This is a genomic window from Paenibacillus humicus NBRC 102415 (assembly GCF_004000905.1).
Taxonomy (GTDB): domain Bacteria; phylum Bacillota; class Bacilli; order Paenibacillales; family Paenibacillaceae; genus Paenibacillus_O; species Paenibacillus_O humicus.
The window spans coordinates 1-19,351 of sequence record NZ_BIMD01000047.1 but is presented as its reverse complement, the minus strand read 5'-3'; the positions used below and the strand labels follow the sequence as shown (position 1 = coordinate 19,351).

23 protein-coding genes are annotated in these 19,351 nt (G+C 58.6%); 13 read left to right on the top strand and 10 right to left on the bottom strand.

Annotated features, from left to right (window positions below):
* Positions 1-45: 45 nt before the first annotated feature.
* Positions 46-582, bottom strand: coding sequence for a hypothetical protein (locus tag PHU01S_RS21085; RefSeq protein ID WP_127509769.1), 537 nt, complete (start codon positions 580-582; stop codon positions 46-48).
* A gap of 146 nt (positions 583-728) precedes the next feature.
* On the opposite strand from PHU01S_RS21085, the gene PHU01S_RS21080 reads away from it, so the two are divergent.
* From PHU01S_RS21080 to PHU01S_RS21055, 6 genes are all read left to right on the top strand, one after another.
* Positions 729-1,244: an acyl-CoA thioesterase gene (locus tag PHU01S_RS21080; RefSeq protein ID WP_048749099.1), complete on the top strand. Its 516-nt coding sequence runs from the start codon at positions 729-731 to the stop codon at positions 1,242-1,244.
* Between the two features lie 250 nt (positions 1,245-1,494).
* Positions 1,495-2,133, top strand: a complete 639-nt coding sequence (locus PHU01S_RS21075; RefSeq protein ID WP_127509766.1) for an ABC transporter permease — start codon at positions 1,495-1,497, stop codon at positions 2,131-2,133.
* Between the two features lie 14 nt (positions 2,134-2,147).
* Complete coding sequence (locus PHU01S_RS21070; protein ID WP_164763147.1) at positions 2,148-3,071, top strand: ABC transporter substrate-binding protein; 924 nt, start codon at positions 2,148-2,150, stop codon at positions 3,069-3,071.
* 19 nt (positions 3,072-3,090) lie between these two features.
* A complete protein-coding gene (locus tag PHU01S_RS21065) occupies positions 3,091-4,089 on the top strand; it encodes an ABC transporter ATP-binding protein (RefSeq protein WP_048749104.1) in 999 nt (332 codons plus the stop codon).
* Complete coding sequence (locus PHU01S_RS21060; RefSeq protein WP_048749106.1) at positions 4,061-4,693, top strand: ABC transporter permease; 633 nt, start codon at positions 4,061-4,063, stop codon at positions 4,691-4,693. Before PHU01S_RS21065 ends, PHU01S_RS21060 begins: the two co-directional genes overlap by 29 nt.
* Positions 4,694-4,822: 129 nt before the next feature.
* Positions 4,823-6,190: a dihydrolipoyl dehydrogenase family protein gene (locus PHU01S_RS21055; RefSeq protein WP_127509763.1), complete on the top strand. Its 1,368-nt coding sequence runs from the start codon at positions 4,823-4,825 to the stop codon at positions 6,188-6,190.
* A gap of 87 nt (positions 6,191-6,277) precedes the next feature.
* Here PHU01S_RS21055 and PHU01S_RS21050 read toward each other — a convergent pair whose 3' ends face one another.
* Together PHU01S_RS21050 and PHU01S_RS21045 are read right to left on the bottom strand one after the other, a co-directional pair.
* On the bottom strand, positions 6,278-7,102 hold the full coding sequence (locus tag PHU01S_RS21050) for an ABC transporter permease (RefSeq protein ID WP_021879691.1): 825 nt from the start codon (positions 7,100-7,102) through the stop codon (positions 6,278-6,280).
* Positions 7,103-7,220: 118 nt separating this feature from the next.
* Entirely contained in the window at positions 7,221-7,985 is a 765-nt protein-coding gene (locus PHU01S_RS21045; RefSeq protein ID WP_048746023.1) for an ABC transporter ATP-binding protein, read from the bottom strand.
* Between the two features lie 291 nt (positions 7,986-8,276).
* On the opposite strand from PHU01S_RS21045, the gene PHU01S_RS21040 reads away from it, so the two are divergent.
* The 4 genes from PHU01S_RS21040 (at position 8,277) to PHU01S_RS21025 (ending at position 12,189) form a co-directional block, all read left to right on the top strand.
* Complete coding sequence (locus PHU01S_RS21040; RefSeq protein ID WP_127509759.1) at positions 8,277-8,897, top strand: TetR/AcrR family transcriptional regulator; 621 nt, start codon at positions 8,277-8,279, stop codon at positions 8,895-8,897.
* A gap of 232 nt (positions 8,898-9,129) precedes the next feature.
* Entirely contained in the window at positions 9,130-10,053 is a 924-nt protein-coding gene (locus PHU01S_RS21035; RefSeq protein ID WP_048746019.1) for a TauD/TfdA dioxygenase family protein, read from the top strand.
* Between the two features lie 122 nt (positions 10,054-10,175).
* Positions 10,176-11,210, top strand: coding sequence for an aliphatic sulfonate ABC transporter substrate-binding protein (locus PHU01S_RS21030; protein ID WP_048746018.1), 1,035 nt, complete (start codon positions 10,176-10,178; stop codon positions 11,208-11,210).
* Positions 11,211-11,262: 52 nt separating this feature from the next.
* Positions 11,263-12,189, top strand: coding sequence for a TauD/TfdA dioxygenase family protein (locus PHU01S_RS21025; protein WP_048746017.1), 927 nt, complete (start codon positions 11,263-11,265; stop codon positions 12,187-12,189).
* Positions 12,190-12,365: 176 nt separating this feature from the next.
* Here PHU01S_RS21025 and PHU01S_RS21020 read toward each other — a convergent pair whose 3' ends face one another.
* The gene (locus PHU01S_RS21020) at positions 12,366-12,899 is read right to left on the bottom strand and encodes a cysteine hydrolase family protein (protein ID WP_048746015.1); all 534 of its coding nucleotides are present in this window, start codon (positions 12,897-12,899) and stop codon (positions 12,366-12,368) included.
* Positions 12,900-13,062: 163 nt separating this feature from the next.
* On the bottom strand, positions 13,063-13,701 hold the full coding sequence (locus PHU01S_RS21015; RefSeq protein WP_048746014.1) for an NAD(P)-dependent oxidoreductase: 639 nt from the start codon (positions 13,699-13,701) through the stop codon (positions 13,063-13,065).
* A 382-nt stretch (positions 13,702-14,083) separates the two neighbouring features.
* On the opposite strand from PHU01S_RS21015, the gene PHU01S_RS21010 reads away from it, so the two are divergent.
* The 3 genes from PHU01S_RS21010 to PHU01S_RS21000 all read left to right on the top strand — a co-directional run bounded on the left by PHU01S_RS21010 (position 14,084) and on the right by PHU01S_RS21000 (position 16,598).
* Positions 14,084-14,974 carry a formylglycine-generating enzyme family protein gene (locus PHU01S_RS21010; protein WP_174806390.1) on the top strand — a complete coding sequence of 297 codons (891 nt, stop codon included), beginning with the start codon at positions 14,084-14,086 and terminating at the stop codon, positions 14,972-14,974.
* Positions 14,975-15,201: 227 nt separating this feature from the next.
* Positions 15,202-15,819, top strand: a complete 618-nt coding sequence (locus PHU01S_RS21005) for an RNA polymerase sigma factor (RefSeq protein WP_127509756.1) — start codon at positions 15,202-15,204, stop codon at positions 15,817-15,819.
* Between the two features lie 140 nt (positions 15,820-15,959).
* Positions 15,960-16,598 (top strand): DUF4367 domain-containing protein, encoded by a 639-nt coding sequence (locus PHU01S_RS21000; RefSeq protein ID WP_218032486.1) that lies wholly within the window; start codon positions 15,960-15,962, stop codon positions 16,596-16,598.
* On the opposite strand, the gene PHU01S_RS20995 is transcribed toward PHU01S_RS21000, so the two are convergent.
* The 5 genes from PHU01S_RS20995 to PHU01S_RS26435 form a co-directional block, all read right to left on the bottom strand.
* Positions 16,592-16,900 (bottom strand): DUF1871 family protein, encoded by a 309-nt coding sequence (locus tag PHU01S_RS20995; protein WP_049868919.1) that lies wholly within the window; start codon positions 16,898-16,900, stop codon positions 16,592-16,594. The two genes, PHU01S_RS21000 and PHU01S_RS20995, sit on opposite strands and share 7 nt — an antisense overlap.
* Before the next feature lie 122 nt (positions 16,901-17,022).
* Positions 17,023-17,502: a hypothetical protein gene (locus PHU01S_RS20990; RefSeq protein WP_021879703.1), complete on the bottom strand. Its 480-nt coding sequence runs from the start codon at positions 17,500-17,502 to the stop codon at positions 17,023-17,025.
* Positions 17,503-17,844: 342 nt separating this feature from the next.
* Complete coding sequence (locus PHU01S_RS20985; RefSeq protein WP_127509750.1) at positions 17,845-18,252, bottom strand: hypothetical protein; 408 nt, start codon at positions 18,250-18,252, stop codon at positions 17,845-17,847.
* A gap of 156 nt (positions 18,253-18,408) precedes the next feature.
* On the bottom strand, positions 18,409-19,122 hold the full coding sequence (locus PHU01S_RS20980; RefSeq protein WP_127509747.1) for an MOSC domain-containing protein: 714 nt from the start codon (positions 19,120-19,122) through the stop codon (positions 18,409-18,411).
* A gap of 33 nt (positions 19,123-19,155) precedes the next feature.
* Positions 19,156-19,351, bottom strand: a 196-nt coding sequence (locus PHU01S_RS26435) for a hypothetical protein (RefSeq protein ID WP_218032485.1), incomplete at its 5' end; no start/stop codon positions are given.

Here is a 19,351-nt window from a genome sequence, read left to right as displayed (position 1 = left end):
TTTTAAATCATTAATAACTAGCAGGGGATGGACATTCGCTAAAGTTCAGTTTCCTGGATGGGTCACAGAGAAAGAAGTAGTGGTCAATACGTAATACATTTCTTCAAATTTATTAAATTCAATCCATTTACAACCCATCAGTGTACCGACAGAAGCATACATGAGCAGGTTCGAAGACAAGCTCATCAAGCTGAGTGCAGTCCTTCTTCTTAGCCGCTGTAATCGTCGCCTTGTCCGGTATAACATCATGTTCACCGACAAATGCCAGGCGCAGATGGAGTTTGATGCCCGCTTTTGTCTTGCGAAACGCTGCCCTTTTGTACTTTTGTAAACAGAGAGCCACCGTTTGACGAGTCGATAATCTCTACCACGCCCCGACTCATCGCCATACGATTTTGCAACTATCCATTTAACAAGACGCTCAAACACCTGCTGGAGTAGCTCTGGATTCACCTGTTTGTGCATACGACTGAGCTGAGCTGCCGACATTGACGTGAGCCCCAATTCCTCTTGAAATGTCTTACGGAGCACATCTTCAGCATTAGGTCGAAGTCCTTCTCTGCCTTGCAATTGTGCATGCAAGAACAGCTTTGGGTCGTTAACTTATTGTAAAGGTTTTTTTGTGCTCGCAATCAAGCTGGAAGAGCATCAACATGAGCTTTTATCACCATAATGAAAAGGTTGATTAAGTTCCGATGAAGCAATGAGAGCATAGGAGGAAATCATCCATGCAGCCAGCCAAATTCGTCCGCCAGTCCCGCTGCTTCAAAACCGCCCGCATCTTCCCGCCGGATGTCAACAACCATCAGACGATGTTCGGCGGCAAGCTGATGGCCTATATCGACGATATCGCCTCCATCGCGGCGATGAAGCATTGCCGGATGCCGACCGTGACCGCATCGACGGATTCCGTCGACTTTCTCCACCCGATCCGCCCGACCGACAGCATTACGATGGAGGCTTATGTCGCCTGGAGCGGCCGGTCGTCGATGGAGGTGTTCGTGAAGATCGTCAAGGAGGATCTCATGACCGGGGAGCGGATGGTTGCGGCAACGGCTTTCCTGACGTTCGTGGCCATGGGGCCGGACAAGCGTCCGGCGCCGGTGCCCGATATCGTGCCGGAGACGGAGGAGGAGAAGAAGCTGTTCGAGTCCGCTCCGGCTAGAGCGGAGATCCGCCGGCGGCGCCGCCAGGAATCCAAGCGTTTTGCCGATTTTCTCGGCGTGGACCACCCTTGGGAATGACATTGATAGCAAGGACGGTGCAGCCGTTTTTCCCTTTCATTCCGTGGGCTCAAGCCGATTCAGCCGGCACGGAGGCCTCTAAGCCGGGTCGGCGGATCCACGGCGCACTTCCTTCTGTGAACCAAAAACCAGCCTGCATTCGGCTGGCTTTTGGTTATGCCCGGAAAATGTTGTCGCGCCAGGTCTGATTGGAGGGCGGGTTGGATAGGGTATCTACTATAGATTGTCTTTTAGGGAAGGCGGGGAATTCATGGTTGCGGAAGCATATCGGTACATAACGGAAAACCGGGAGCGGTTCTGGGAAGCCGTGCAGACCCATGTAACGATCAGCCTGTACGCGCTTCTGATCGCTGCTGCCATCTGCATTCCTCTCGGAGTCCTCTGCGCCAAATACAGCCGGCTGACCGCGCCCGTCATGGGCTTGTTCAACTCGCTGCGGGTCATTCCGAGCCTGGCCGTTCTCGTCATCCTGCTCCCGATCCTGGGCACCGGCTTCACGCCTGCGCTCGCCGCGCTTACGCTGCTGGCCTGTCCGCCCATCCTCATCAACACCTACCTCGGCTTCCGCAAGGTCGAGCCCTCTGTTCGGGAGGCGGCGTCCGCCATGGGCATGGGAGCGGGGCGGCTGCTGCGCCGGGTGGAGCTGCCGCTGGCGGCTCCGCTGATGATCTCCGGGCTGAAGACAGCAGCCGTGGAAGTCGTGGCGAGCGCGACGCTCGCCGCGTTCATCGGAGGCGGCGGACTCGGGACGTTCATCATCAACGGGCTGGGCTTGTACAACTTCCCGATGCTGCTGGTCGGGGCTTTGCCGGTCGCGGCGCTGGCTGTCCTCATGGAGCTGGTCCTGTCCGGGTTGGAGCGTTACGCATCGAAATTTCAACGAATATAGAAGGGGTGTCGGGAATGAATACGAACACGCAGAGGAACAGCTTGGCGAAGAGAGCTTGGCTGGGAGCGGGGATTGTTCTGATGGGCGCCATGCTGAGCGCCTGCGGCTCAAGCGGGAGCGGCAAGCCGGAGATCGCGGTCGGCTCCAAAAACTTTACGGAATCGCTCGTGCTTGGCGAGATGTACTCGCTCGCTCTGGAGCATGCGGGCTACAAGGTAGACCGCAAGCTGAATCTCGGGGGCACGCTCGTCGCGCATGAAGCCCTCAAGAAGGGCGATATCGACATGTATCCGGAGTACACGGGAACGGGGCTCATCAACGTGCTGCAGCTGCCGCCGAAGACGGATGCGCAAGCGGTGTACGACGAGGTAGCCAAAGGATACAAGGAGAAGTTCGACCTCGTCTGGCTGAAGCCGACGGAAGCCAACGACTCCCAGGGCCTGGTCACGACCAAGAAAGTCGCCGACCAGTACAACCTGCATAAGATCTCCGATCTGCCCAAGCTCGCTCCGCAGCTGCGGATGGCTGCCGTTCCCGAGTTCGAGGAGCGGGAGGACGGCTTGAAGGGTCTGAATTCCTTCTATGGCAAAATGGACTTCAAAAGCATCAAGCTGTTCGACTACGGCGTGAAGTACCGCGTCATCATGAACGGAGAAGCGGACTTGACGGTCGGCTTCACGACCGACGGAGACCTTACCAATCCCGATCTTGTGCTGCTTGAGGACGACAAGAAATTCTGGCCGCCGTACTTCGTCGCGCCGGTCGTCCGGGGCGACATCTTGGAGAAGAACCCCGATGTGGAGAAGGTGCTGAACGACGTCTCCGCCAAGCTGGACAACAAGACGGTGCAGGCGCTGAACGCGCAGGTGGACATCGACAAGAAGGAATACGCGGACGTGGCGAAGGATTTCCTGCAGAAGCAGGGACTGCTGGACTAAGCGGAGGAGGGAATCGGCCATGAACGGACTGGCGCTACAATTCAAAGGGGTGAGCAAGCTGTACCCCGGGGCCGCCGACCCGGCGGTCCGGGACGTCTCGCTTGCCGTGGAGGAAGGCTCGTTCGTCACGCTGCTCGGCACATCCGGCTCAGGCAAGACGACGCTGCTGAAAATGGTGAACCGCATCATCGAGCCGACCTCGGGAAGCATCACGCTGTTCGGGCGGGATATCCGGGAGCGTCCGGCGACGGAGCTCAGGCGCGGCATCGGTTATGTCATCCAGCAGACCGGCCTGTTCCCGCATATGACGGTGGAGCAGAACATTTCGACCGTGCCGGACATTCTCGGCTGGGACAAATCGCGCGTCTCCGCCCGCGTATCGGAGCTCATGGAGCTCGTCCGGCTGCCGGAGGACATGCGCAAGCGGTATCCAAGGCAGCTGTCCGGAGGCCAGCAGCAGCGCGTCGGCATCGCCCGCGCGATGGCCGGCGATCCCAAGGTGCTGCTCATGGACGAGCCGTTCGGCGCGCTCGACGCCATCACGCGCAGCTCGCTGCAGGATGAGCTGCTCGCCATCCAGCGGCGGCTCGGCCGCACCGTGCTGTTCGTCACGCATGACGTCAGCGAGGCGTTCAAGCTGGGCGACCGCGTCGTCGTGATGAACGGCGGCGTGATCGAGCAGGCTGGAACGCCGCTGGAGCTTCTGACCCGCCCGGCAACCGACTTCGTGCGCCAGCTGACGGGAGGAGACGATCTGTTCCAGCTGCTGGAGCTGCTGAAGGCGGAGGACCGGATGCTTCCGCTCTCTGCGGAATCGATGCTGCCGGAGTCGGCTCCGTCCGTCCAGCGCACCGACAGCCTGAAGTCGGCGCTGGAGCAGATGCTGAGGCATGGAGCCTCCGAGGCGGCCGTGGTGAATGAGCAGGGGGAAGCTGTTGGCCGGCTGACGCTTGACCGGCTTCAGCCCCAGCCTCGGGAGGGGGGAGCCGATGTCGGAGTATTTGCTGAGACATTATGACGATCTGCTGAAAGGCCTTTGGGAGCATCTGCTCCTGTCGGCTTCGGCGCTGGCGATCGCGCTGCTGATCGCGCTGCCCGCAGGCTACTGGCTGTCCAGGCACGGCCGCATCGCCGTGCCTGTCCTGGCGGTGCTCGGAATCGTGTATGCCATTCCGAGCCTCGGCATGTTCGCCTTGCTGATTCCGCTGCTGGGGCTCGGCAAGCAGCCGGCGCTGGCCGCGCTCGTCCTGTACAGCCAGCTGGTGCTGATCCGCAACGTAATCTCGGGCTTCCGCTCCATCGAGCCCGCCGTTCGCGAGTCGGCGGCCGGCGCGGGCTTCGGCCGCTGGCGGCTGTTCACGCGGATCGAGCTGCCGCTCGCGCTGCCCGTCATTCTGGGCGGGGTGCGGATCGCCTCGCTGTCGATCATCGGCATCGCGACGATCGCCGCCTGGATCAATGCGGGCGGGCTCGGCGTCATTTTGTTCGAGGGTCTCTACCAGAACTCCGTGCCCAAAATGGTATGGGGAACCGTGCTTGTCGCGCTGCTGGCGATCGCGGTCAACCAGCTGCTGCTGGCTCTGGAGCGGCGCTCGATCCGGCGGGCGGCAGGAGAAGGCTGATTTTGGGGCGGCAGGCGGGAAGAATCGATTGCCGTGCTTGATGCCGGCACATGGGATCAGGTCAGCCGGCAAGCGTCTGGATGAAGCGGCGATCTGCAGCATGAATTCAGCATGGGAGGGGAATCAGGCATGAGCGTGCATGAATACGATCTCGTTGTCGTCGGAAGCGGGACGGCGGGAGCTTCGGCGGCCCATCGCTGCCGGGAGGCGGGGTGGAAGGTCGCCCTCGTCGAGAACCGCCCTCTGGGAGGCACCTGCGCCCTGCGCGGCTGCGATCCCAAGAAGGTGCTGGCCGGCGCGGCGGAGCTGGTGGATTGGAACCGCCGAATGAAGGGCAAGGGCGTAACGGGCGATGCGTCCATCTCCTGGCCGGAGCTGATGGCTTTCAAAAACGGCTTTATCGAAGGCGTGCCGGAATCCAGGGAGAAGGAATTCCGGGAGGCGGGCATTGAGGTATGGAAAGGGACGGCGAGGTTCGCGTCGGAGGATATCATCGAGGTCGGCGAAGCCCGGCTGAAAGGAAGCCGTATCCTTCTCGCCACGGGAGCGCGGCCTGCCTCGCTCGGAATCGAAGGCGAAGAGCTGCTCGCGACCAGCGACGAATTCCTGGAGCTGGAGGAGCTGCCGGAGGAGATCGTATTCATCGGCGGCGGATATATCTCGTTCGAGTTCGCCCATATGGCGGCGCGCGCCGGAGCGAAGGTCCATATCCTGCATCGAGGGAAGCGGCCGCTGGCCGGCTTCGATCCGGATCTGGTCGACCGCCTCGTCCAAGCGACGGAGGCTCTCGGCGTAGACATCCATCTGGGAGCGGCGGTGCAGTCGATAGCGGCAGAACCGGGAGGCGGCTTGACCGTTCAAGCGGAAAAGGACGGCAAGCTCCTCCGGCTGGCCTGCCGGCTTGCCGTGCACGGAGCCGGCCGGGTCGCCAACGTGGACGGGCTTGATCTGCCCAAAGGCTCCGTGGAGGGCGGCAGCGCCGGCATCAAGGTCCACTCCTGGCTGCAGAGCGTCAGCAATCCGCGCGTCTACGCGGCCGGCGACTGCGCGGATACGCAAGGGCCTCCGCTGACCCCGATATCTTCGGTGGAGTCAGCCGCAGCGGCCCGCAACATGCTGCAGGGCAGCCGCCAGGAGCCGAATTACAGCGAGGTGCCGACCGTCGTCTTTACCGTGCCCAAGCTGGCGTCGGTGGGCCTCTCGGAGAAGCAGGCGCTGGAGCGGGGCTTGAACGTGGCCGTGAACAAGCTGGATGCGGCCTCATGGTACACGTACAAGCGGACCAATGAGCAAGCGGTCATGATGAAGGTCATCCTGGACGCGGATTCGGACCAGGTTCTGGGCGCCCATCTGCTGGGAAGCACGGCGGACGAGCTGGTGAACCATTTCGCGTCCGCGATCCGCTTCGGGTTGACGGGCAAGGACATCTCCTCCGTCCTGTTCGCGTACCCGAGCGCGGCGTCGGATCTGACCTATCTCGTCCAAGGAAAAGAATAAAGCGGCTCCCGCACCATGGCGGCAGCCGCGTCGAAGCGTCCTTCGGGACGCTTTTTTGCCTGGTTCACGCACAACGAGGAAGGGGACTCAGCCTTTATAGCTGTCCTGCCAGCGGAGCAGCCTCCTCTCGAGAAATTGGACAAGAGAATCCGACAGCTTGCCGACAAGGGCAAAAATCGTGATGCCGACGAACACGACATCCGTCGCCATGAAGGCGCGCGCGTCCTGGATCATATAACCGACTCCGCTGTCGGCGCCGAGCAGCTCCGCGACGACGAGGCAGAGCCAGGCGATGCTGAGCGAGAGACGGATGCCGAGCAGGATGTTCGGCAGCGCCGCCGGCAGCACGAGCCGGGTCATCTGGCGATAGCGGCTGAACTCCAGCACCCGCGCCACATCGAACAGCTTGGCGTCGACGTTGCGGACGCCGAGGAACGTGTTCACGTAGAGAGGGAAGAAGGCTCCAAGCGAGATGAGCAGCACCTTGGACAGCTCCCCGAAGCCGAACCACATGATGAACAGCGGCGTAATGGCCAGCAGCGGCACGGTGCGAAGCATCTGCACGGTCGGATTGACGACCTCCTCGAAGCGGCGGTACATGCCGACGAACAGGCCGAGCAGGAGGCCGGTGCCGCCGCCGAGCAGGAAGCCGAGCGAAGCCCGAATGAGGCTGATCCGCAGATGATGGGGCAGCTCGCCCGATCGGGCAAGCGCGGCATACTGCTTGAGGATAAGCCAAGGCGAGGAGAAGAGCTGCTCCGAGATCAGTCCCGCGGAGCTGAGCCATTGCCAAACGGCGACGATCAAGGCCGGGAGAACGGCGCCCCGCAGGAAGACGCCGCGGCGTTTTCTCCGGTGAGCCGGGGGCTTCGCTTCCAGAGCGGTTTCCGGAGCTGCCAAGGATACGGACATAGGGACATCACCTTCCTTTTTTTATCAGGGAATCGGGATAATGGCAGCAGCTGCGCTTAGTTGGAGGGGAATCGGCCGTGAGGCAAGATCCCGGATGTTCATGCGAGCCCAAAAGAACTTAAATGCTGTAGGCTTCCTGCTCCTGCCTCTGCTCCAGATGGCCCAGCACGGCCGTCCGCAGCTCCGTGAAGGAGCGGCTGGAGCGCGAGCGCGGATAAGGCAGGTCGATCGGTACGGAAGCCTTGATGCGGCCGGGCTTCGTATCCATGACGACGACGCGGGTCGAGAGGAATACGGCCTCGTCGATATCATGCGTGACCAGCAGCATCGAGGTTTTGCGGGTCTGCCAGATATCCAGAAGAGCCTCCTGAAGATGCGCTCTCGTGAAGGCGTCCAGCGCGCCGAAGGGCTCGTCGAGCAGCAGCGCCTTCGGCTGCCGCAAGAGAGCCCGCGCGATGGCGACCCGCTGCGACATGCCTCCCGACAACTGGCGGGGGTAGGCTTTCTCGAAGCCGCCGAGCTTGACGAGAGCGATCAGCTCGTCGGTCCTCCTGCGGACGTCGGCATTCCGGAGGGACAGGTCGGCCGCGATGTTCTGCTCCGCCGTCAGCCAGGGGAAGAGGCGATGCTCCTGGAAAATGACTCCCTTCTCCTGGGACGGACCGCGGACCGCCTCTCCTTCCAGCAGCACTTCGCCCTCGTAATCGGAATCCAATCCGGCGACGATCTTCAGCAGCGTGCTCTTGCCGCAGCCGCTCGGTCCGATCAAAGTCGTGAAATCTCCTTCCCGGACGGTCAGGTCTACGCGGTCCAGCACATGCGTATCGGCATGGCCGCTCCGGAACGTCTTGCTGACGCCTTTTATCTCCACTGCAGGTTGCATGCATGCTCCCTCCCCTTCGGCTTTTTTGAGTCCAGGCGAAAAAAAAGAGACCGGCAGCAATGGATATGCATGCCGAATCTCCAGTCGCTCCGGTCGATTCCTTTACAGGCTGATCAAGTATTCAACTTGTGGTTGTGGCTCATCTTAGCATCGCGGATTCCGGGCTGTCAATAACCGATTGGGAAAGTGGGAATTAAGGAGCTCGACGGTCCCGTCTTCTTCTCATGCCTGGAGGGATCCGTTACACTGGAGGGAACGATAACAAGCTCAAGGACATCATGGAGGAACGTCATGCCCAGAAATCAAAGGAAGGACCAGCTGCTGAGGGAGGAGCGGCGGCAGCAGATTCTTGAAGCCGCGGCCCGCATCTTCGCCCGCAGAGGCATGCTGACCAAGATCAGCGACATCGCCGCCGGAGCGAAGCTGAGCCAGGGACATGTCTATAATTACTTCAAGTCCAAGGACGAGATTCTGCTCGCCGTCATCGAACAGGGGCAGCTCGGCTACGGCGTTGTCCTGCGGGAAACGATCTCCATGCCAGGCATCGCGGAGGACAAATTCCGTTGCTTGGCGGAACGCTCCCTGCCCAGCGGCGGAAGCCCGGACATGTATCTGGTGCTGCTGCAGGCCTTGTTCACGGATCTGCTCCCGGCTCAGGACAAAGCGGTCATTCTGGAAAGAGCGGACGGCAACCTCCAGCTGCTGGTGGAGCTGATCCGCGAAGGGCAGGAGGACGGCTCGGTCATGCCTGGCGATCCCGTGCAGCTGGCCACCTTGCTCGGCACGCTGATCCAGAACCTGATGCTGCTGGATATGCGGGGTTATGCGCCGGCGACCAAGGAGACGATCGAGCTGCTGCTGAAGATGATTCGCCCGGCGGCGGATGCCGCTGCCGAAAATTTGGAAAAATGAGGGTTGACATCTTTGGCGGCATGCTGATACGATTTGGTCAATCCACAGAGTGAATGAAAACTCATTCGGTGAACGATTTTCTCGATCGTCTCTCATCGTCTTTCTTTGAATCGACTGGACGTCCAGAGATTCAGGCCCGCATCGGCTTGAATTCTTGGGACGTCCCTTTTTTTTAATCTAAATACCAAGAATTCAGGTAGGAATATAATTATTCATTTCAGGAGGTTGGTTCATGAGCCAGACCATTCCGTTTTCCCGCCATTATTTTCCGTCCCGCGAATTCCGTGCGGGAGCAAGAGAGCTTCGCAGGCAGCCGGATGGCTTGTCCGGCGAGCGGCCGTACACGCTGTTCACGCTGAAGCCGCTTGGACCGATCATTGGAGCCGAGATCGAAGGCGTGAATTTGGCTGAACCGCTGGAGCCTGACGTCAAAGCCGAGCTCCAGCGAGCGTTTTTGGAGTGGAAGGTGCTGTTCTTCCGCAATCAGCCGATTACGAGCGAGCAGCAGCTTGCTTTCGCCCGGGAATGGGGGGAGCTGGAGAAGCATCCCTTCCTGCCGAAGGGCAGCGCGGACGAGATTACCCGTTTCGAGAAAGATGCCACGATGACCGGCAACGAAAATGTATGGCATACGGATGTGACCTGGAGGCTGGAGCCTGCTCTCGGCTCGGTCCTGCGCCTGTCGGAGGTGCCTCCGCTTGGGGGAGATACGCTCTGGGCGGACATGGGGGCTGCCTATGACAACCTGCCGGAAGAAATCAGGCAGAGAATCGACGGGCTGTCTGCCATTCATGACTTCACCCCTTCCTTCGGCAGGTTCATGACGCCGGAGGTGCTGGCCGCCAAGCAGGAGGAGTTCCCCGCCGCCGAGCATCCTGTCGTCCGGACGCATCCCGAGACCGGGCGCAAGACGCTGTTCGTCAACGCGGCGTTCACGGTGCGCATCGTCGGGCTGGAAGAGGAAGAGAGCGAGCAGCTGCTCGGTTGCTTGTTCCGTCAGGCCCATGTTCCCGAGTATCAGGTCAGGTTCCGCTGGGAGCCGCATTCCATCGCGCTCTGGGACAACCGGGCGACGCAGCATTATGCGGCTTCCGATTACTTCCCTAACCGCAGGGTGGCGGAACGGGTGTCCATCGCGGGCGGCCGGCCTTACTGAGCATCGTTCGGAGTGAGCGGAGCCAGAGAGTATTTGAGACTAGGGAGTGTATGGAGCCGGAGAGTGTATGGGCTAGACAGTGAGAGAGAGGGGCTTAAGAGCCAGGGAGAGGGGCAGAGAAGATGAAGAGAAACCGTACAGCCGGCATCGCGTTCGCCGCTGCGATCGTGCTCGGCCTGGTTCTCGCGGGATGCGGCAGCGGCCATTCCAATACGCAGGCTTCCGCAGGACAAGGGAAAGCGGCTGCGGCCAAAGCCCCCGAGCAGGGCGGCGAACCGGTCAAGGTCCATATCGCCCTCAACGGAGGACTCAGTCCGCTTATCATCGCCCAGGAGAAAGGGTGGCTGGACGAAGCCTTCAAGTCCCATCATGCGGAAGCGGTCTGGAGCAAGTTCACCAGCGGTCCGCCGCTGCTGGAATCTCTGGTCTCGGGGCGGGTGGATCTCAGCTGGCTTGGCGATGGAGCCGCCATATCGGGGGTCGCCAACAAGCTTCCTTTCGAGGTGATCGGGCTCATCAGCGAAGGGAGAGACCTGAACACCATTCTCGTCCCGACGGACAGTCCGATCGCCTCCGTCGAGAATCTGAAGGGGAAGACGGTCGGCGCCGCCAAAGGAACGACCTCTCATGTGTTTCTTATCAAAGTGCTGCAGGCAGCGGGCTTGACCCAGCAGGATGTCAAGATCATCAATCTTCAGTTCGACGATGGGCAGGCGGCCTTCGAGGCCGGCAAGCTGGACGCCTGGGTTACAATCGATCCTTATGTGACCTTGAACGTGCAGCAGAAAAAAGCAAGCGTGCTGGATGTCAAAACGGAGATCTACGCCCCGGTGTCCATGATCGCGCATACGGAATTCGCGAAGGAGCATCCCGATCTGGTCGTCGAGTTCCTGAAGCAGTACGACAAGGCGGTCAAATGGCAGAATGACAACCTCGACGAGGCTGCCGGGCTGTACGCCGCGCAGACGAAGATTCCGGCCGGCATCATCAAGCAGGTGCTCTCTCGCAGTGCGACCAGGCTGTCCGCTTATACGCCGGAGTCGCTTCAGGCTCAGGAAGAGTCGGCAGGCATCCTGCTGCAAAACCAGTTCTTGAAGCAGAAGGCGGACTTCAAATCTGCCATCAATGACTCTTTCGTCATCGAGGCGCTGAAATAACGGTGCCTGTCAAAAACGATATCGCGGCATAGCCGCCAAGGAGGAGAAGAACATGAGCGAAGCCGTTCAAAATCAAGAGGTTCAACTGGAGATTGCGCCTGCGGCAGGACGCATCGGAGCGGAGATCAGAGGAATCAAGCTGTCCGCCAGCCTGCAAGGCGATGAGTTGAAAGCCATCGAGGAAGCCCTGCTCTCTTACAAGGTGCTGTTCTTCCGCGGGCAGAGCCACCTGGACGACGCGGGCCAGGAAGCATTCGCGAAGCTTCTGGGCGACTTGTACGCCCACCCGACCGTACCGGTCAAAAACGGCACGAATGCGGTCCTTGAACTGGATTCCGAGCATGGCGGCCGCGCCAACTCCTGGCATACCGACGTGACCTTCGTGGATGCCTATCCCAAGGCATCCGTCCTGAGGGCGGTTGTCGTGCCTCCTGCCGGGGGAGATACGGTATGGGCCAATACGGCGGCGGCCTACAACGATCTGACGCCGGAGCTGCAGGAGCTGGCGAACAGCCTGCGGGCGATCCACAGCAACGCGTACGATTATGCGGCTGTGCGCCGGGATGCGACGGCCGAGCAGATTCGCCGGCATCGCGAGGTATTCGCTTCGACGGTCTATGAAACCGAGCATCCGGTTGTCCGCGTCCATCCGGAGACGGGCGAGCGCCATCTGCTGCTGGGCCACTTCGTGAAGCGGATCGCGGGGTTCAAAACGCCGGATTCCGACCGGCTCCTTGCCATTCTGCAAGAGCATGTGACCAGGCTGGAGAACACGGTACGCTGGCGCTGGTCTCCCGGGGACGTCGTTATCTGGGATAACCGCGCCACCCAGCATTACGCCGTCAACGATTACGGCAGCCAGCATCGCGTCGTCAGGCGGGTGACCGTAGCCGGCGACGTTCCGGTCGGCCTTGACGGCCGCCGCAGCCGCGTCATTCAGCCTGCGCCGCTGGAGGAGGAGCAGGAAAAGGTATCCTGAAAAGCAGAAGCCGGCGTGGGCGCCGGCCGGAAAGACCAGCCGTCATCGGCTGGTCTTTTATTGCTCCTTCGTTGAAGCGTCTGGCTGGCGGAGCGGTCAGACTCGAGCTTGTCGGATGGAGGTGAGGGATGAAGCGAAGGAATCCTGTCCGCCCTGGCGGACACGGATTTGTGCTGTCATGCCGAGCGGAAGTCCACCTCGGAGGCGGAAGGATTGGCGGCGAACGAACGGAACTTATCGTTGTACCGGCCGATGATCTGGAGACCGCTCTCCCCGCCCTGGCCCCAGGTGCTGTGCCCGTCCTTCACGACGGCCACCTCATAGCCGCGGTCATGGGCTCCCTTGGCCGTCGCCGCAATGCACATGTCGGTCTGGAGGCCGGCCATGACCAGTCTCCCGACTCCAAGCCGAGTGAGCACCTCCTGCAGGTCCGTGTTCTGGAAAGCGTCGGGGACATGCTTCTGGATCGTCGGCTCCCCAGCTGTGGGCGCGATCCGAGGGTGGATGCCCCATCCGGTGCTGCCGGTCGCCAAAGGATAGCCTTCGTCCTCATTGTGCTGGACATAGATTACAGGGGCATCGCTTGCTTTGGCTTTCCCGATGAGGCTCTCGATGCGCTCAAGCAAGCCTGGGCCGTCATGCATCGGTTCCGGTTCCTCGAACATGCCGTTCTGGACATCGATGACCAGCAGGGCTGTAACCTTGCTCATGATTCCGACCTCTTTCCATATTCAGGTTTTTATCCCCTTTATTATATAGGAACAAATGTTCTTTCTGCAATCCGTGTAGTCAAAAAAAGCCAGCCGGATGAGTCCGGCTGGCTTGGCTGCGACTGGGACAGGCTGAGCTGATCCCGCTGGCCGCCTCCGTTCCTTACTCCGCTTCGCCGACGAGCGAGAAGCGCTCGCCGCGATGGGCGGGACTTTCGATCTCGTCCACAAGCGCGACGGCATAATCCGCATAGCTGATGTAGCTGTCTCCTTTGGCGTTGACCGTCAGGCGATCGCCGCCTTTCCGATAGGAGCCCGTGCGCTTGCCCTCCGCATGGAAGAAGGCGGCGGGGCTGATGAACGTCCAATCCAGTCCTTGCGATTGCTGAAGGTCGGTCAGGTTCTGTCCTTGGTTCGAAGCGGTCGCAAAATACTCTTTAGGGAAATCAGGCGTGTCCATGACGCGTACCGAATGCGCCTCGTCGACGAACAGGCTGCCTGCGCCTCCGACTACGATGAGGCGGGTATCGCTTCCCGTCAGCAGCTGGATCAGCTTTCTGCCTGCTTCGACGTGGAGATGTTCCTGGCCGGGAGCGGCGCCGAATGCATTGACGACGACATCGAACGGACGGAGGTCTTCAGGTTTCAGGTCAAAGACTTCCTTTTCCAGCATCTGCAGCGAAAGGTTTTTCACCTTAGAGGCGTCCCGCACGATCGCGGTCACCTGATGCCCCCTGTTGACGGCTTCTTCCGCAATCAGGCTTCCTGCTTTGCCGCTCGCTCCGATAATACCGATCTTCATGCTTGTATCCTCCTCGAATGGGTTCGTATTTAGTATTCCCGACGCCGAATCGACCAAACGCGACCGCCTGAGGAGGCGGAAATAGGGCTTCCGGCAACGTTATAACTATTATGGTTACAACTAGTTCGTTTTGTCCATTATTTTGTGGCGGGGAAAGGACAGCGGGCCTATAGGTGAAGTATGATGAAGGCAATAGGAAAGGCTTGGAAAGGGGAGGGCAGGGATGGATTCATGCTCCTGTGCGGGAGACAGGGACCAAGGAGAGACGGCTCGCAGGCTGTCCGGAGTGTCGATCCGCAATAACGATGCTTCCGTGAGGCTTCGATCCGGAGAGGCGGCGTCGATCCCGGCCGCTGACGGAGGTCCGGAGGGGCGGGAGGGAATGCCGAGAGAGATCCCCGACGCTGCCGCCGAGGTGCGCCGTGAGCTCGTGCTTCTGCCCGGAGGCAGCTTCCGGATGGGCAACGACGCCCAGGACGGGTTTCCTGCTGATGGAGAGGGTCCGTCGCGGAGCGTGACGCTCGATCCGTTTCGAATCGCGCCTTATGCAGTCACCAATGCCCAGTTCGCAGCCTTTGTCCGCGACACCGGATACGTCACGGAGGCGGAGGCGTTCGGCTGGTCGTTCGTGTTCCAGCTGCTCGTATCCGAAGAGATCGGACGCCGGGTAAGCCGCGTTCCGGCCGGCGTTCCCTGGTGGCTGGTCGTGGAAGGTGCCAGCTGGAGAGCGCCGGAGGGACCGGATTCCACTATCCGCGATCGCGGCGACCATCCTGCCGTGCATGTATCCTGGAATGACGCGCAGGCGTTCTGTTCCTGGTCCGGCACGAGGCTTCCCAGCGAAGCGGAGTGGGAATACGCCGCCCGCGGCGGTCTCGAAGGCAGAACATATCCATGGGGAGATCTGCTGAAGCCGGATGGAGAACATCGCTGCAATATCTGGCAAGGGAAATTTCCTGTCAAAAACAATGCCGGCGACGGTTACGTCGGAACCGCCCCCGTCCATGCCTACCTTCCCAACGGATATGGCTTGTACAATATGGCCGGCAATGTGTGGGAATGGTGCCGGGATTGGTTCGCCCCCGATTACCATCGCCAGACGAAGGAGGTAAACCCCTTCTACGCGGAGGATACCGGCAAAAAATCCATCCGGGGCGGGTCCTACCTATGCCACCGCTCCTACTGCAACCGGTACCGCGTAGCGGCGCGCAGCTCCAATACGCCGGACAGCTCCATGGGCAATGCCGGCTTCCGGGTGGCGGCGGATTGCTGAGCCTTTCTTTGCAAGCAGGGCTTCGGTCCGACCCGAATGCCGATTCCATCTGTATAAGGTTAGAAAACCTGTCCATGGGGGCAGGTTTTTTTGAGCTGGAGAGATTCCATTTCAGCCGTTCCGGAAGGTATTCCGTTCATGGACATAGAAGGAAACAAACACGGAAAATGTCGGGTTTTCAATTTATTATTCAATAAATCTGGAATTTTATTCGAATTAGTATCTTCATGGTCAGGCTGACTATTCTTACATGGGGGAACGTGGCAGTAATGGAAAGCAAACTCTTTTTCATCGCTACAGACGATTTTGTTGCATTGAACCCGGATCTCCAGAGAGAGATATACATGGAATACTATAAACTCGTTTATTCTCCGATCATCTACATGGTCAAGGATCATGCGACAGCGGAGGACATCATCCAGATTTCCTTCCTCAAAGTAATCAAGAAGAGGCCGGCGGCGGAAAACGAAGCCAAGCTGAAGGCTTGGATTCATGTTGTCGTAAAAAATACGGTTTATGATTTTTTCAAAAAATCGAAAAAAAATCGCAACGAAATGGATTCGGATCATGTTTACATTAACGAAAGCCCCGTTTACGCGACGGAAGCAGGCGACATCGAAAGCCAAATCGAGCTCAAGCTTATGATAGAGGCTCTGGAGAAGTATCTCGAGGACATCAAGCCCGAATACAAATCCTTGATCGAGCTTCGCTGGAAGCGGGACCTAAGCTACAAGGAAATCGCCCTCAGGCTGGACACGACGGAAGAAACGGTGAAATACAAGCTTTTCCGGGTGAGGGAAGCGATGAGGAAGAGATTTTTGAAGGAATGGGAGGCGGAAAAATGAAAAGCGACGAAGAATTCGACCAGTTGTTCGACCGGGCGATAGCCGAGGCCTCCGGCAAGCATGAATTCGTGCCCGATCCGGAGATATCCTGGATGAAGGTCAAGAAGCAGCTTGGACGCAGGGCAAAAAGGCGTTCCCGGATGAAGATGCTTCCTTATATCGCAGCTTCGTTACTGGTAGGAGCAGTCCTGTTGGGAGCTCCAGTGCAATCGCAGGCGTTTCCTTTCTTCCATGCGGTCAAGTCCATCCAGGATGACGTCGTGAAGCTGATCTTCGGATCGGACGGCGACAATGCGGTCAAACCGAAAACGGCGCCCCCTCCGGAGCATTCGGGGCCGGAGGGCAGCACCGATGAGCCGGGCGGAGCAACCGAGCAGCAAAGCTTCCACAGCCTGAAGGATGCCAAAGCGCATGCGGATATGGAGCTCCCCGCGATGAATTATGTCCCTGATGGGTACGAGCTGAAAGAAGCCATGATTCTAAGCAGCAAAAAAGGCAAGTCGGAAAGCGCCATTCTGAACTACAGCAATGGCGAGGGCAAGATATTCACGGTCACGGTGCGGAAGGTCAGGGCGGGTGAATTGGTCACAACAGGCGGCGAACTCAACGGCAAAGCGGATTATCAGGAAATCAAAATCGACGGCATTAATGGGTATCTCTTTCACTCGGAAAATGACATGGGAGTGAGCCTTGAATACATGAAGAGCGATCTGTTTATCTTGATATACGGAGAGCTATCTCCGGAAGAAATTACGCAGATAGCCGAAGATATCTATTGAGAGGAGGAAGGATTGAAGGGCAGGGGGTCGGGACGAAGCCGCGGCAACAGGCCTTGATGTCTTAAACCTTCGATAATCTTTTGAGCGACGCGAAGCGTGCCTTTGCATTTTTCGCTCTCTCCGAAGTGGTTGCTGAAGATGGCGCTGATGCGGAAGGAAAGCTCCTCGGCAGTTATATTATCATGAATGTGGCACACGATTGCCCTCACCTCGTGCTTGTATTCATCGGGAGGACAGCAGTATGATCGCAACAGATTAAAGGGATCCCACTCGTTCACGACGTCTCTAATCAGTTCAAACATACGCAGTCAATCCCCTCTCGCGTGATAGCGTTCTAGTCGATTGTGAAGACTTTCCTCATAAGAAAAGCGGAGTCGTTATGTTGAACTCCGCTTATTTTTGTTATGGAATAATGAATTAAGTCTTAGCTGCAGAGAAGGTTGGCGGTGTAGGCCGACGCCTGCTCGGTCACGGAACCGTTTTTGACGAAGTGTACGATCTTGCCGCGGTAGTAGTACCCTGTTTCACCTGTGCGGAGGACGGAATTCTGGAATACGTTCGTATCTTTGGAACTCAATGTAGCTAGCACTCCAGAGTCGATCCATTGGGTTCCCGTCCACTTTTGCAGCTGGAAGGTAGCGCCTAATTCCGAGACCGTCGTTTTGGACTGGGTCATCGCCGTTAATGTTATGACTCCTTTTTCGGAATAGATAGATTCATTGCCATAGCCGAGATAGGTATAACTGTCGTAGTAACCAAAGGTGGAGAATACCGGAGGAGGAGGCGATGTTTTGGCTCCGTCAGCCGAAGCTGCCGACAACGGTGAGCTCATGGAACCGAATATCAAGGCCGCTGCGAAAAAAACGCTCCAGAAAATGCCGATGATCCTTACGTTACGATACATACTAAATCAGCCTCCATTATGTAGTGGTCCAACACTAGAATAACAACCGCAAACCGAGTGTAGTTGCAGCCTTAATAAAAAATATTTGCGTGTATTAAAATAGTGATCATCGCCTGCAGCTACCCCCTTGCAGTCTATGTTCATTCCGATAAGATTGAAGGAATATGGATTGATATTCCAATTAGATAGCGCTTACAATAGTTCCAAAGAATCAGAAATGTCCAGTTGAAAGAAGGAAGAAATGGGCATGATTGCATGTGGCGTATTCATCCATTCCGAGCCCCGCTTCGCATCCTTGCAAAGCGGGGCTGCCTATTGCGCGGAACAACGCCTTGCCGCCGGTCAAAACGGAAGCCCCTCCCGGATCTGCCGCTGCATGAGCTCCATGACGAGCGTCTCCCGCTCGATGGCAAAGCCGATATGGGGACCTTTCTGCCGCATCACAGAGCGGTTGTGGTTGATGGCTTCCGCAATTTCCACCCACTCCGGCCGCGAGCCGTCGGCAAGCTCATAGGATTCCGGGCGAATCCGGGTGAAGTCAGTTTCGGCCCTGCACACGTAAAAACAGGAGATCATTCTCAGATTGTCGTATTCCGGCTCCAGCGCGGGACGAAGCTCCTCCACGCGGCCGGGCTCTCGGACCACTTTGACCGATGCGGCACCGGCTTCTTCCTCCAGCTCTCGGCGCAGCCCCGAGAGCATAAAGGGGGACGAACTTATGGAGCTGCTGTACGAGCTGGTCCATTCCAAGGCAGCCGACCCGTCGGGCTCAGCCTTCGTTCGACGACGACTACGGCATTCCCGGCGGCGGTATCGAGCCGGGAGGAGACCGTTCTGCCCAAGGCATTATCGTCGACGGCGCCAAGATGCTGTTGATCTACACCGCCCGCTAAGACTTTCATGCGCTCAGATTTCATAGACATCGTCGCCGATTCGGATCGCTCCCGGCACCGAGACGGAAGCATATAAGCCGAAATGATTTCCGAACTGCCGGCTTACGGTTTTGTGCAGCGACGGGTCGGGCTGCAGCGTGTCCGGTTCCAGGCCGATCATCGAGCAGCGGCCGCAGAATGAGTCCACCCGCAGCTCAGCGGTTCCTATGCGGAGCCGTCTGCCGATCCACTGCTCATCGTCGAAGGCGGGATCGTTCATCGCGAGCACCAGGTTCGGACGGAAACGTCGAATATCAAGCTCCTTGCCCCATGCGGCTTCGAGCTTGCGCCGTGAAGCGTCTGTCACAATCAGAACGGGAGCGGCATCGACAGCCAGGAGACCCGGTTCCTCCAGATGAGGGGCTTTGTATCCGGTCATCGACAACTCGATCTTTGCATGCCGCTGCATATCCGCCAGCAGTTCTCCGTCCCATCGGAGGGATCTTCCTTCCGGAGAGACAATATGCAGGATATCGTCCTTTACAGATGCCTCATAAGAAAGCATCGCCGGAATCTGCCGGGCGGTGATGTAGCTGCTCCATCCTTGCTTGGTTTGGTCGCGGAATGCTCCGATCCGATCGCCTGCAAGCCCTGAGGCTTCCATCTCGCAGGCATCCAGGCGTTCACCCGCAAATGATTTGACCGGATACCTCATAATGGAGGAGACTTTGCCGGAAGACGTTTCCATTGTTATTCCTCCCCGAATGAATCATGCCTTTTATTATAGGGGCAGGAGCCCATTTTGCCCATCGGTGGAGCCCGAGCGGATAATCTGGGCGAGGTTGCGCAGAGGGAAGGATGAACAGATGGTTGGATGAACAAAGGGAAGGATGAATGGATAGAAGGATGAATGGATAGAAGGATGAATGGATAGAAGGATGAATGGATAGAAGGATGAATGGATAGAAGGATGAATG

What these genes read in the sequence shown, in the direction of transcription:
- PHU01S_RS21050 (WP_021879691.1), bottom strand. Translation starts at nt 7,102, where the DNA reads ATGTCCGTATCCTTGGCAGCTCCGGAAACCGCTCTGGAAGCGAAGCCC.
- PHU01S_RS21070 (WP_164763147.1), top strand. Translation starts at nt 2,148, where the DNA reads ATGAATACGAACACGCAGAGGAACAGCTTGGCGAAGAGAGCTTGGCTG.
- PHU01S_RS21060 (WP_048749106.1), top strand. Translation starts at nt 4,061, where the DNA reads ATGTCGGAGTATTTGCTGAGACATTATGACGATCTGCTGAAAGGCCTT.
- PHU01S_RS21030 (WP_048746018.1), top strand. Translation starts at nt 10,176, where the DNA reads ATGAAGAGAAACCGTACAGCCGGCATCGCGTTCGCCGCTGCGATCGTG.
- PHU01S_RS21020 (WP_048746015.1), bottom strand. Translation starts at nt 12,899, where the DNA reads ATGAGCAAGGTTACAGCCCTGCTGGTCATCGATGTCCAGAACGGCATG.
- PHU01S_RS21045 (WP_048746023.1), bottom strand. Translation starts at nt 7,985, where the DNA reads ATGCAACCTGCAGTGGAGATAAAAGGCGTCAGCAAGACGTTCCGGAGC.
- PHU01S_RS21005 (WP_127509756.1), top strand. Translation starts at nt 15,202, where the DNA reads ATGGTCAGGCTGACTATTCTTACATGGGGGAACGTGGCAGTAATGGAA.
- PHU01S_RS20980 (WP_127509747.1), bottom strand. Translation starts at nt 19,122, where the DNA reads ATGGAAACGTCTTCCGGCAAAGTCTCCTCCATTATGAGGTATCCGGTC.
- PHU01S_RS21015 (WP_048746014.1), bottom strand. Translation starts at nt 13,701, where the DNA reads ATGAAGATCGGTATTATCGGAGCGAGCGGCAAAGCAGGAAGCCTGATT.
- PHU01S_RS21055 (WP_127509763.1), top strand. Translation starts at nt 4,823, where the DNA reads ATGAGCGTGCATGAATACGATCTCGTTGTCGTCGGAAGCGGGACGGCG.
- PHU01S_RS21025 (WP_048746017.1), top strand. Translation starts at nt 11,263, where the DNA reads ATGAGCGAAGCCGTTCAAAATCAAGAGGTTCAACTGGAGATTGCGCCT.
- PHU01S_RS20990 (WP_021879703.1), bottom strand. Translation starts at nt 17,502, where the DNA reads ATGTATCGTAACGTAAGGATCATCGGCATTTTCTGGAGCGTTTTTTTC.
- PHU01S_RS21035 (WP_048746019.1), top strand. Translation starts at nt 9,130, where the DNA reads ATGAGCCAGACCATTCCGTTTTCCCGCCATTATTTTCCGTCCCGCGAA.
- PHU01S_RS21010 (WP_174806390.1), top strand. Translation starts at nt 14,084, where the DNA reads ATGCCGAGAGAGATCCCCGACGCTGCCGCCGAGGTGCGCCGTGAGCTC.
- PHU01S_RS21065 (WP_048749104.1), top strand. Translation starts at nt 3,091, where the DNA reads ATGAACGGACTGGCGCTACAATTCAAAGGGGTGAGCAAGCTGTACCCC.
- PHU01S_RS20995 (WP_049868919.1), bottom strand. Translation starts at nt 16,900, where the DNA reads ATGTTTGAACTGATTAGAGACGTCGTGAACGAGTGGGATCCCTTTAAT.
- PHU01S_RS21000 (WP_218032486.1), top strand. Translation starts at nt 15,960, where the DNA reads ATGAAGATGCTTCCTTATATCGCAGCTTCGTTACTGGTAGGAGCAGTC.
- PHU01S_RS21080 (WP_048749099.1), top strand. Translation starts at nt 729, where the DNA reads ATGCAGCCAGCCAAATTCGTCCGCCAGTCCCGCTGCTTCAAAACCGCC.
- PHU01S_RS21075 (WP_127509766.1), top strand. Translation starts at nt 1,495, where the DNA reads ATGGTTGCGGAAGCATATCGGTACATAACGGAAAACCGGGAGCGGTTC.
- PHU01S_RS21040 (WP_127509759.1), top strand. Translation starts at nt 8,277, where the DNA reads ATGCCCAGAAATCAAAGGAAGGACCAGCTGCTGAGGGAGGAGCGGCGG.